This is a genomic window from Bacteroides celer, from assembly GCF_002632415.2.
Taxonomy (GTDB): domain Bacteria; phylum Bacteroidota; class Bacteroidia; order Bacteroidales; family Bacteroidaceae; genus Bacteroides.
In genome coordinates this window covers 979,575-991,732 of record NZ_CP178209.1, presented here as the reverse complement: position 1 = coordinate 991,732, position 12,158 = coordinate 979,575, and the positions used below count along the sequence as shown (strand labels likewise).

Here is a 12,158-nt window from a genome sequence, read left to right as displayed (position 1 = left end):
AACAGGCTGACAATAAAAGATTCTGACTTTTATTGTCAGCCTGTCTCTTTGTAGATTAACAGCATAGAATACGGGATAGAAGAACGTATGTCCCTATGAAGTTTGCATTATAAAGCCGTTATACTTAATTTACCCAATCGGTATTGTTCTGTCAGACCTACGCTATCCTTAACTCTCCACAGCCGTGGTCGCATCTCTCCACGGCCGTGGGAGGATCTCGTCACGACTGTGGGAAGAAGTTACCACGGCCGTGGGAAGGTAAAGATAGCGGCACCTTACCACAACTATACCGGCACCTTACCGGAACTTTATCAATGCTTCGGCATTAGTTTACCTACTGCTTGCTATCAGTTTGCTTATACCTAAGACTGCTTCGTTCATCATCCAACGTACCTGACCTATACTTCAGTACGATCAGATTCCTCCACCCCACCATGCAAACGCTTCATCTGATAAGCAATACGTTCCGTCCCATTCTTAACATAAATGATGCCGCAACGTTGAAAGCCATACTTCGTCAGTATATGTTGCATGACCTTATTATCCCGATGAGTATCTACCCGGACATTAGGCCAACGTTGAAAACACCAGTCCAGACAAGCTTCCGACACCCCTTTCTGCTTTCCGTTCGTTGCCAATCGGTGAATTACTCCATAAGGTTCGTCATTGAGCCATGCACCTTCATAAATCTGTTGGTAAGTAGGATCCTCACCTAGTATGAAACAAAAAGTTCCCAAGATTTCTCCTTGTTCACCGACACAGACAAAGCTATGGCTCTCTTCAATTTCCTGACGAATCAATGCTTCAGACGGATAGCCGTCAATCCATTGGGTCGTGTTCCCGGTTGCACGCATAAAAGCACGGGCATAGTCATAAATCTCCATCACTAAAGGGAGATCTTTTATTTCAGTAGACCTGATTTTCATCATTTGAAAAGTTATTCAGAAATAAAACAGATAATAAAATCACTCGTTAATCGCTCCACAATGGGGGCATATACCTTTTTGCTTCATTTTTTCCCCGCAACGTCCACAACGATACTTATACCCAATGTTCCGACAGACTTTCTTCGCAAAAACCAGCATAAAAAAGGCAAGAAACAGATAACCGATATAAATATGTGTCATCAGGATAAAGAAGAAATAGCAGAAAATACAGCAGGACATCAACCCTAGCAAATAAAAAATAGCCGCAGCGGGAGTCAACTGTCGAAACAAATCATCTAGCACCGCCAAAGCGACTATCAAAAACAACCAGATGCTCAACAAGAAGACAGAGAGAATAAAAGGAACTTTGAATGGCGACAAAGTAGGATTGAAATAAAAATGCTCCCACGTTTCCGGCACAAAGACCTGCATTGATTCGTAAATCGTTGCACTGAAAGCCATCAACAAACAGAGAAATAATGGATAAACACTATCTATATCATTAAAATAGACCATCTGCAATTGCTTTCGACGAAAAGCACGAAACAGATATACACCAACGAATAAAGCGAAGATTATAATAAAATAAGAAGCATGCGTATCACTGAAAAGATGAATGGCCTGCGAAATACTATCAGTCGGCACAAATGATGTTTTGAGTTCTTTTTCACGTATCCAGCCCTGTTCATCCTGTGTATGAGCCAGCTTCACCCAAATACTGTCTACACTATCGGCAGGATGAACCGCAAACTCTGCCACCACTACCCTATCCCCTTTATTCAACTGAATAAAAGTATCTTTTATCGGAAGACATTCCAAAGAGATGGAATCATCGACTACTTCCAGATTTGTATTCCAAGTATAATGCCGCTCGTACAAGTAGGTCAACGAGTCTTTCGTCTTCTTCGACAGTTCTTCCGAATCCAGAGCCTGGACTTTATAATAACAGGATGAGAGCAAAAATAAACATAGTAGTAAGTTCATCACAGTTTTCATCACAGTTTTCACCACAGAGGACGCAGAGGACACAGAGGGTAAAAGGGGGAAAAAAGGGAAAGAGAGAAACTTTCTACACTTTTTCCCAAAAACACGCAAACAGTCTGTATCAGAAGAATGAGTGAAGATGTTACCTTCACTATATCCTCTGTGTCCTCTGCGTCCTCTGTGGTGAAAAATGATTCTCATTGCGCAGCCTTTACTTTCATTTGACAATTCTTACAATCAAATTCCAGACGAAAACGTTTGCCGTCATTCGATACCAGATAGTAAGGCTCTTTATAAGGTGAACGTACCCGTTGATGGATAGGACACCAGCCCATGCTATAACGCAAACAATGTTTGCAGAACATCAGTACCGCATCTTCCACTGCTTCTTTTTCGTATGCTGCCGCTACCTGTTGTACCCCATGCTCCTGATAGAAAGAAGCTGCACGGGGATTCATTACATTCCCCAGATATGTTAATGTAGTTTGCGGAAAAGCATGACTCGTTGGCTTCCATACTGCCAATTCCTGACGATAATTGATTCGACGGGCAGTTATCAATTGATCGATTGCCTGTCTGCGGAAATCGGCTAACACTGAAGCTGGCAAAAACCAATTTCCGGTAAAGGATATTTCTATTTCTTTTGCTTCAAAAGGTGTATTCCCCAGTTTGGACAGTTGCGTTTTCAGATTGTCCGTCTGTGGAGTGCGGGCAAGTTCTTTCTCACGAGGGAGGGTGATTGTGACGCTATTATCATCTTCATCAGTCAATGTCAGGGAGAAACCAAAATTATTGTCGGCAAGCAAGATTTTCACTGCGATTTTCCTTTCGGCAGATTTGCGGGAAAGGATTCGTTCAAATTCCTGGTCGAAATTACGATACAGTGTAGTACGCGGCTTAATACGGGGCATTTCCTGCGGATAGAGTTTGTTACTGTCCACCCGGTTGATACGGAAACCCTGCAAACGTCCCTGTTCGTCGATATAGCAAACACCGTCTCCATTGTTAAAGGATTTAAGTCCGGCAACTGTCAGATAGTTGCCCCGGACCTCTTTCATGGTTCCCATCTCTTCACCCAGCGACTTAGGAGTGTCGAAAGAGAAAATCTCTTTATCACGTCCATTCAGGAAATAATGCGTGAATCCACGACTGAAACTCTTATCAAGTTGTGGTTTAAATTCGAAACTACACGTACCCGAAGAAGCACGTACATATTCCGGACGACGGGCAAAGATCGCATCCAGTTTCTGGCGATAAGCGGCTGTCACATTCTTCACATAAGATACGTCTTTCAGTCGTCCCTCTATTTTAAATGAAGAAGCTCCGGCATCCAGTAGTTGCTCCAGTTCGTCACTTTGATTCATATCTTTCAGGGAAAGCAGATGTTTGTCTTTGACAATCACTTTCCCGTCCGCATCTACCAGACTAAAAGGCAGACGGCAGAATTGTGCACACTCTCCACGATTGGCACTACGACCGAAACAGGCTTGACTAACATAGCATTGCCCGCTATAACTGACACAAAGAGCACCATGTACAAATACTTCCAAAGGTACTTCCGGACAGCTTTCATGAATCTTCTTTATTTCACGCAACGATAACTCCCGCGCCAACACCACTTGACGGAAACCTGCTTCCCAAAGGAACTTCACTTTTTCCGGCGTACGATTGTCCATCTGCGTACTGGCATGAAGCGGTATCGGAGGAAGGTTCAGTTTCGTGATTCCCATATCCTGTACAATCAGTGCATCGACACCAATCCGATAAAGTGCATGAATCATCTCCTCCGTCTCTTTCAACTCTTCTTCTTTCAGAATCGTATTGACCGTGACATAAATACGTGCATTATACAAATGAGCATGCTGCACCAATGCTTCAATATCTTCCAATGAATTCACAGCTGCCGCACGGGCACCGAATTTCGGAGCACCGATATATACAGCATCTGCACCATGGTTGATAGCTTCAATACCACATTCCAAGTTTTTCGCCGGAGCGAGAAGTTCTATTTTACGCTGCTTTATCATTTAATATCATTGATGTTGTAAGGTGTTTCCTGATAAACAAAGTAGTTCAACCAGTTGGAGAACAACAAATTGGCATGAGCACGCCAACGTACCAACGGGCCTTTTTCAGGATCATCGTCTATATAATAATTGCGGGGAATCTCTATTGGCAGGCCTTTATCCAAGTCACGGCGGTATTCCGTATCCAGTGTCAGCGGAGAATATTCAGAGTGCCCCGTGACAAAGAACTCACGTCCGCCCCGTGCCATTGCCATATAGACACCGGCCTCTTTCGATTCGGAAAGCAACGTCAGTTCCGGAACTTTCAGAATATCTTCCCTGCGCACTTCCGTATGACGGCTATGCGGCACATAGAAACAATCGTCAAAACCACGGAAGATGGAATGGAAAGGTTCCAGTACACGATGCTCAAAGATGCCGAACATTTTCTCTTCCAACGGATATTTAGGAATTCCATAATGATGATACAATCCGGCCTGCGCTGCCCAACATATATATAAGGTAGAAGTGACATGCGTGCGTGCCCAATCAAAGATTTCCGTAATTTCATCCCAATAGGTCACCTCCTCGAAGTCCATCTGTTCTACAGGGGCTCCGGTGATAATCATACCATCATACTTCTCATGACGCATCTGGTCGAAATCCGTATAGAACGTTTTCATGTGTTCTATCGGCGTATTCTTCGACGTGTGGCTCTTGATCTTCATAAACGAAATCTCCACCTGAAGAGGGGTATTCGAAAGTAAGCGCACCAAGTCTGTTTCCGTTGTAATCTTCAACGGCATCAGGTTCAGAATCACAATCCGTAGCGGACGAATATCCTGCTGCGTAGCGCGGGAAGTGTCGATCACGAAAATATTTTCTTCCTTCAAAAGCTCTATCGCAGGTAGTTTATCGGGTAAATTTAAAGGCATAATCGCTATATATTAGTAATTTGAATGCAAAAATACGAAAAATATAGCAGATAATAGGGAGGTTGCTTATTTAGAAGACGTACAAATTAAGTCAATTTAATCATAGAAGCATAACAACTAATCAATAAAAGCCTTATTTTTGCCGAAGAAATTAGTACTAATAATTTAAATCTTAGAAAAATGGCTTACGTAATTAGTGACGATTGTATTGCTTGCGGTACTTGTATTGACGAGTGTCCGGTAGAAGCTATCTCTGAAGGTGATATCTATTCTATCAACCCAGATGTATGTACTGACTGTGGTACTTGCGCAGACGTTTGTCCGTCTGAAGCAATTCACCCGGCTGAATAATACAAGCTACAAAAAATGTACAGGCTGCTTTCTACGGAAGGCAGCCTTTTTTTTCACCACAGAGGACGCAGAGGACACAGAGTAAAATAGTTTGGGGATGTGTCACAACTCTCCTTTTAGTGAAATCCCCCTTGCTACAAAGCATTTGTGGCAAGGGGGATTTCTAATTTATATGGGTGATGACACATCCTTTCATTGTTTCTTCTCTGTGTCCTCTGAGTCCTCTGTGGTGAACTCTTATTTCAATTTAGCTAATGCTTCCTTGATACGACGGATAGCCTCTACGATATTTTCATCGCTTGTAGCATAACTCATGCGGATACATTCAGGAGCACCAAAAGAGGTACCACCTACACAAGCCACGTGAGCTTCTTCAAGTAAGTACATTGCTAAATCATCCGAATCTGCAATCTTACGTTCGCCGTTGCTCTTTCCAAAGAAAGCATCGCATTTCGGGAACAAGTAGAAAGCACCTTGCGGAACGTTTACTTCAAATCCCGGAACTTCTTTAGCCAACTTCACAATCAGGTCACGACGGCGTTCGAATGCTTTCTGCATTTCTTTTACCGGTTCTTGTGTTCCTGTATATGCAGCTTCAGCAGCTTTTTGAGAAACAGAGCAAGGACCTGAAGTGTACTGACCTTGCAACTTGTTGCAAGCTTTTACAATCCATTCCGGACCGGCAATGAAACCGATTCTCCATCCTGTCATAGCGTAAGCCTTGGATACACCGTTTACAATCACTGTACGTTCCTTCATTTCAGGGAATTGAGCGATACTTTGATGTGCGCCGATATAATTGATATGTTCGTAAATCTCGTCAGCGATTACGATCACCTGCGGATGTTTAGCCAATACAGCAGACAGTCCGGCCAATTCTTCCTTTGTATATACAGAACCTGTCGGGTTGGACGGGGAACAAAGAATCAACGCTTTCGTTTTCGGAGTAATAGCAGCTTCCAGCTGTTCCGGAGTAATCTTGAAATCTTGTTCGATACCTGCCGAAATGATAACAGGAGTACCTTCTGCCATTTTCACCATTTCCGGGTAGCTTACCCAGTAAGGAGCCGGAACGATTACTTCGTCACCCGGATTTACCAATACAAGAATCGTATTACAAACAGATTGTTTTGCACCATTTGCACACGAAATCTGGGCGGCTGTATATTCAAGACCGTTTTCTTTTTTCAGTTTCTCAACAATAGCATTGCGCAAAGCCGGATAGCCCGGTACCGGAGAGTAGCGGGAAAAGTTATCATCTACGGCTTTTTTCGCAGCTTCTTTGATGTGGTCAGGAGTATTAAAATCAGGCTCTCCTACACTTAAGTTAATAACATCAACGCCTTGTGCCTTGAGCTCGTTGCTCTTTTGAGACATGGCAAGCGTCGCCGACGGCGACAAGCTGTTCAAACGATCTGATAATTGATTCATTTTGTATCTATTTTATTGTTGTTGAGTGAAAATCGTTGCAAAATAAGCGATAATATTTGATATATGAAAACAAAATGGCAATTTACTTATTAAAATGTAAAGTATGCCCCATTCTTTCTTTCTTTGTTCTCAAGTATCGCTCATTATACGGATTAGGAACTGTTTCAACAGGCACGTTTTCTACAATCTCCAATCCATAGGCTTCCAAACCAACACGTTTTACCGGATTATTTGTCAAAAGTCTCATTTTGTGTACTCCCAGCTCACGAAGGATCTGTGCACCTACTCCATAATCACGTTCGTCAGCAAGATGTCCTAAGCAAATATTCGCATCAACGGTATCCATACCGTCTTCCTGGAGCTTGTATGCTTTCATTTTTTCCATCAGACCGATGCCACGTCCTTCCTGATTGAGATAAACCACTACACCTTTTCCTTCTTTTTCGATCATTTCCATCGCTTTATGCAACTGTTCGCCACAGTCACAACGCTGAGAACCAAGGATATCTCCTGTAGCACAAGATGAGTGGACACGTACCAGGATAGGTTCGTCTTCACTCCACGTACCTTTAAATATAGCCATGTGCTCCAATCCGTTTGATTTCTGGCGGAAAGGAATCAGACGGAACATCCCGTGTTCAGTAGGCATGTTTACTTCCACTCCTTTTTCCACAATGGATTCCTGTTTCAAACGATAGACAATCAGGTCATGGATAGAGATCAGTTTCAGTCCATGTTCATCTGCCATCTGGCGGAGTTCAGGCAAACGTGCCATTGTTCCATCTTCACTCATGATTTCCATCAAGGCGCCTGCCGGGTAAAGTCCTGCCAGACGAGCCATGTCAATCGTAGCTTCCGTATGTCCGGCACGGCGAAGCACTCCTTTTTCTTGTGCATATAACGGATTGATGTGCCCGGGACGCCCGAAGGTTGCCGGTGTAGAAGTAGGATCGGCCAACGCCTGAATAGTAGCGGCACGGTCGGAAGCAGAAACACCTGTTGTACAGCCTTCCAGTTTGTCAATGGTAACCGTAAAAGGAGTTCCCAACACGGAAGTATTGTCACTTACCTGATGCGGCAAATCCAACTCCTTGCAACGAGACACTGTGACAGGTGCACAAAGTACGCCACGTGCATGTTTCAACATGAAATTTACTTTCTCGGGAGTTATCTTTTCAGCGGCAATAATCAAGTCGCCTTCATTTTCGCGGTCCTCATCATCCACTACTATGACAAACTTGCCTTCTTTGAAGTCGGCAATCGCATCTTCTATTCTATCCATTTTAATAGTCTCTTTCATAACACTTATTTATTGATTTTCTGTATGATGAATTGAATTTGTTCATTGTTCTTTATAATCCGTTCCATATCCTTAGCCAGACGAACGCGGAACGCCCAGATGCGGAAATAGAAAAATAAACCGATAGGGAAAATGACTCCGGCTACCAGATTCAACCAATATATATGGAACGGGCGCACATGAGCAGAAACGGAAATAACCGGATAATTGTTTAATGCACCGATCAAAGTGGCAGATTTCGTATTGGACATTTCTTCAACCAACGCTTCCAGCTTTTCATTGATAGCCATTACTTCGTTGTCATCCTCGCTCGACATCCACAATTTAAAGTAATTCGGTGCTTTTTCCAATCGTTTCTTGGCAGCATACGCTCTGCACTCTGCAGTGAGTTGTTCCAAATCACCGATCAGACGTGTGTAATCAGGATCATGGATAATCACTTCTTTCTTAAATATATGGCGTACACTACGGATTCCCACAATCTTCTTGAACCAGTTGATATAAGCATCTGCATTAAGCACCACAGAGTCCTTATTCGATTTATAGGTAAGGAAAACTCCTAATGGGGCAAGGACCGCACTACTTGTCCACATTCCCATCCATACTATCCACTTACCGTCACGGGCCATTTTATATCCTGTATTATCAATGATATAGTAAATGATAAATACCAACACGGATACAATTACCGGCATTCCGAGACCTCCTTTGCGGATAATTCCGCCCAATGGAGCTCCGATAAAGAAGAACAGCAGACAAGAGAGTGAAATCGTTATCTTCTTATGCCATTCGGTCTTATGCTTGCGAATACTATAATCGTTGTTCTCCATCGTGAATTTCTTGAACCCAAGATCGTTGGCCACATTCTCCGCCCGACTGACAGCAGAAGAAAGCACCTTCTGTTTCTGCGTTAAAGAGGCTACTTCGTAAAGGCTGTCCACATTATATTCATGGATATCCGCCTTTTCTATTTTGACCGTATCTTCTTTTGTCAATCCATAAGAAGGACGGAAATTTCCTTCTGCCACTTCCCTGTAATACTGTCGTCCGATACTGTCTCCCACAACCGTCATCGAGTCAATGGAACTCTGCAACTGCGCCATGTCCTTAGCACTGGACTGCTTACCCATAATCTCACCGTCAACCATATTGAAATCGGAATTAAACTCAATAATGGAATGTTTTTCCCTGAATTCCTCGCGTCGATAAGGTACATTCTCCGATTTCATACTTTGAGCTTTCAGATTCTCAAATAAATCTCCGCTATACAAATGCAGCCAAAGATGCTGTTTATCCGCGGTCATCTCCAAACGCCCGGAATCAGCATATATAATACGTGCTTTCTCAAAGCCATCTTTCATACTATAAATCAGCACATCATATAGCATACCGGTCTTCCGGTTCTTCTTAGCTACCTTTAAATTATAGTCCTTGATTTCAGAATAGAAAACTCCTTCCGGAATGTCCAACTCCGGAGATTTCTGTTTCATCGAAAGAATCAGGGTTCCCAATTTAGCCTGGGCAATAGGACCTACTACATTTTGGAAATAGAATGAGACACCGACAAGCCCGCAAACGAAGAAAGCAAGCGGACGCATGATTTTAAGGAGAGAAATACCTGCGGCTTTCATCGCGAGCAATTCATAACGCTCACCAAAGTTACCGAAAGTAATCAAAGAAGCCAGTAGCACAGCCAATGGCAACGATACTGGCACTAATGTTAATGCAGAATAAAAGAAGAATTGAGCCATAACGCTCATCTCCAACCCTTTTCCGACCAATTCGTCTACATATCTCCACAGGAACTGCATCATGAATATGAACAGACAGATGAAGAATGTACCAATAAAGAGCATCAAAAAACTCTTTACGATGAATATATCTAATTTCTTTATGCGTAGCATCTTAATAGGTTCGTGCAATTAGGATGCAAAATTAGCACAAAAAAAGGAGCATCGAAAATTTTTAGTTGAAAGTTAACTAAAAACCACAAGTTCTTCTTAATTTAGCTACTTGCGACTCCCACAATTCTTTCATATCGGCTACTTCATCCGGCTCTGCGAAATCGGTAATTTCCAACACATAGTCACTAGTCAGCTCATTATAAGTCATCTTGATTTCAAAATAATCGCGTTCGTTTTCATCATCCTGCCAACGGAAGCGGATAAAAGAGAAAGAGCGAATGGCAATAATCTCTGCTTTCCTCAGCTCTGTCTTCCCCCAATGGAACTCTACTATTTTATCGTCAGAAATAACTTTGTCGGCAAACCAGTCCTCCAACCCGGTCGGTGTACTTATAGCTGACCAAAGAATATTTTTAGACGTTGCATTCAACAAATACTCCAAATGAATCTTTTCCTTTTTCATAGCAATTTCGAATTGTTTTTACGTGTGCCAAGATAAATACTTTTTTCTAAATACGCCGCATAAATCAGACACTTTATTTAATTATTCTTTCATTATCGAGCTTCAAACTTCCTGTTTATAGGGAAAATCAAACCCTTTCTTAAAGAAAAAGCACAAAAAAGTTATGAATTGTTTTGGAGATTATAAAAAATCATCTATCTTTGCACCCGCAATCGAGAAACGATGGCGGGATAGCTCAGCTGGTTAGAGCGCATGATTCATAATCATGAGGTCCCCGGTTCAATCCCGGGTCCCGCTACTTGATAAGAATAAGGCATTTGGGAGGCTTCCACTTCTGGGTGCCTTTTTCTTTTATACATCAATTGGTGCCGGTTTACACCAACGCAAATCATATATCAATCAGATTAAACATCCGTCAAATTCAATGTGGCAAGGTTCAACATATTAAAAAAATAGCCTCAACTTACAAAAAATTGAGGCTATCGAAATATCACTTAAAAAGTCTCTCTATTCCCATTCTATAGTCGCATTAGGTTTCGGAGACATATCATAACAAACGCGATTTACATTCTTCACTTCTTTCAGGATACGGTCTGTTATCTTCATCAGGATAGGCCATTCTATCGGTTCGATAGTAGCCGTCATAGCATCTACCGTGTTGACAGCGCGAATAATCACCGGCCAATCAAAAGAGCGGGCATTATCACGTACACCAACAGATTTAAAATCGGGTACTACCGTAAAGTATTGCCATACCTTTTTATCCAATCCGGCAATCTGAAACTCTTCACGCAAAATAGCATCGGACTCACGTACAGCCTCCAAACGGTCACGCGTAATAGCACCTAAACAACGTACGCCCAAACCTGGACCAGGGAAAGGTTGACGGTAAACCATCTCATAAGGCAATCCCAACTCCAAGCCACAAGCACGAACTTCATCTTTAAATAATTGGCGCAACGGCTCTACAAGTTCGAACTTAAGGTCTTCAGGCAGACCACCTACGTTATGGTGAGACTTCACCATTTTAGCAGTTTTCGTTCCACTTTCCACAATATCCGGATAAATAGTCCCTTGCCCCAAGAAGTCAATACCATTCAGCTTACGTGCTTCTTCTTCAAACACACGAATAAACTCACCACCAATAATTTTACGTTTCTGTTCCGGATCTTCCACACCTGCCAGTTTATTCAGGAAACGATCGGTTACATCTACATAAATAAGATTTGCTTTCAACTGGTTGCTGAATACCTCAACCACATCTTCTGACTCTCCCTTACGCATCAAACCATGATTAACATGTACGCAAACCAGATTGTTACCAATTGCCTTCAGAAGTAAAGCTGCTACCACAGAACTATCAACTCCACCCGACAGAGCCAACAATACTTTCTTATCGCCCACCTGACGCTTAATCAACTCTATCTGATCATTGACAAAGTTCTTCATGTTCCAGTTAGCTTCAGCTTTACAGACATCGAAAACAAATGATTTCACTGCCGCCTTTATAGCCTCAATATCATCCGCAAATTCTGCCAACTTCACTTCACAAGTTGCTTTATCGTGACCTGCAGCCATGACAGGAATCCCCAAAGTATAGATAGCCGGATTTACATCAATGGCAACGCCATCAATTACATTATTCGGTCCACCATTGATGATAATACCCTTTACATTGGGCAATGCTTTCAGTTCTTCTACTGTGATATCGTGAGGATAAATCTCACTATAAACTCCTAATGCACGGATGGCGCGAGCCAATACCGTATTCTCATGACTACCCAAGTCAAGGATAACAATCATATCCTGCTTCATCTGATTTTGGTTGTTTTTAAGTTATTGTATTGTTTATTATTCA

General features: G+C 42.4%; 10 protein-coding genes and 1 tRNA gene. 2 read left to right on the top strand and 9 right to left on the bottom strand.

Annotation, left to right across the window (positions count from 1 at the left end; all coding sequences use genetic code 11):
- Positions 1-398: 398 nt before the first annotated feature.
- The 4 genes from CJF29_RS03565 to metA are packed head-to-tail and all read right to left on the bottom strand — an operon-like array spanning position 399 to position 4,851.
- Positions 399-926 (bottom strand): GNAT family N-acetyltransferase, encoded by a 528-nt coding sequence (locus tag CJF29_RS03565; protein ID WP_074560550.1) that lies wholly within the window; start codon positions 924-926, stop codon positions 399-401.
- Positions 927-965: 39 nt separating this feature from the next.
- The gene (locus tag CJF29_RS03560; protein WP_176553144.1) at positions 966-2,111 is read right to left on the bottom strand and encodes a zinc ribbon domain-containing protein; all 1,146 of its coding nucleotides are present in this window, start codon (positions 2,109-2,111) and stop codon (positions 966-968) included.
- Positions 2,108-3,937, bottom strand: coding sequence for a peptidase U32 family protein (locus tag CJF29_RS03555; protein WP_099146744.1), 1,830 nt, complete (start codon positions 3,935-3,937; stop codon positions 2,108-2,110). Before CJF29_RS03555 ends, CJF29_RS03560 begins: the two co-directional genes overlap by 4 nt.
- A complete protein-coding gene (metA, locus tag CJF29_RS03550; protein WP_004299113.1) occupies positions 3,934-4,851 on the bottom strand; it encodes a homoserine O-acetyltransferase MetA in 918 nt (305 codons plus the stop codon). The genes CJF29_RS03555 and metA overlap by 4 nt, the downstream gene beginning before the upstream one ends.
- Positions 4,852-5,031: 180 nt before the next feature.
- Between metA and CJF29_RS03545 the strand changes: the two genes are divergently transcribed.
- Positions 5,032-5,202 (top strand): DUF362 domain-containing protein, encoded by a 171-nt coding sequence (locus CJF29_RS03545; protein WP_002559159.1) that lies wholly within the window; start codon positions 5,032-5,034, stop codon positions 5,200-5,202.
- Positions 5,203-5,439: 237 nt separating this feature from the next.
- Here CJF29_RS03545 and CJF29_RS03540 read toward each other — a convergent pair whose 3' ends face one another.
- The 4 genes from CJF29_RS03540 to CJF29_RS03525 form a co-directional block, all read right to left on the bottom strand.
- A complete protein-coding gene (locus CJF29_RS03540; RefSeq protein ID WP_099146743.1) occupies positions 5,440-6,633 on the bottom strand; it encodes a pyridoxal phosphate-dependent aminotransferase in 1,194 nt (397 codons plus the stop codon).
- 82 nt (positions 6,634-6,715) lie between these two features.
- Positions 6,716-7,933: a bifunctional 3,4-dihydroxy-2-butanone-4-phosphate synthase/GTP cyclohydrolase II gene (locus CJF29_RS03535; protein ID WP_004299085.1), complete on the bottom strand. Its 1,218-nt coding sequence runs from the start codon at positions 7,931-7,933 to the stop codon at positions 6,716-6,718.
- A gap of 5 nt (positions 7,934-7,938) precedes the next feature.
- Positions 7,939-9,837 (bottom strand): LptF/LptG family permease, encoded by a 1,899-nt coding sequence (locus CJF29_RS03530; RefSeq protein ID WP_099146742.1) that lies wholly within the window; start codon positions 9,835-9,837, stop codon positions 7,939-7,941.
- Between the two features lie 76 nt (positions 9,838-9,913).
- Positions 9,914-10,300, bottom strand: a complete 387-nt coding sequence (locus tag CJF29_RS03525) for an START-like domain-containing protein (protein ID WP_074559987.1) — start codon at positions 10,298-10,300, stop codon at positions 9,914-9,916.
- Positions 10,301-10,524: 224 nt separating this feature from the next.
- Between CJF29_RS03525 and CJF29_RS03520 the strand changes: the two genes are divergently transcribed.
- Positions 10,525-10,598 (top strand) — tRNA-Met (locus CJF29_RS03520).
- A gap of 209 nt (positions 10,599-10,807) precedes the next feature.
- Here the strand turns inward: CJF29_RS03520 and guaA are convergent.
- On the bottom strand, positions 10,808-12,115 hold the full coding sequence (gene guaA, locus CJF29_RS03515) for a glutamine-hydrolyzing GMP synthase (RefSeq protein WP_004314576.1): 1,308 nt from the start codon (positions 12,113-12,115) through the stop codon (positions 10,808-10,810).
- Positions 12,116-12,158: the final 43 nt, after the last annotated feature.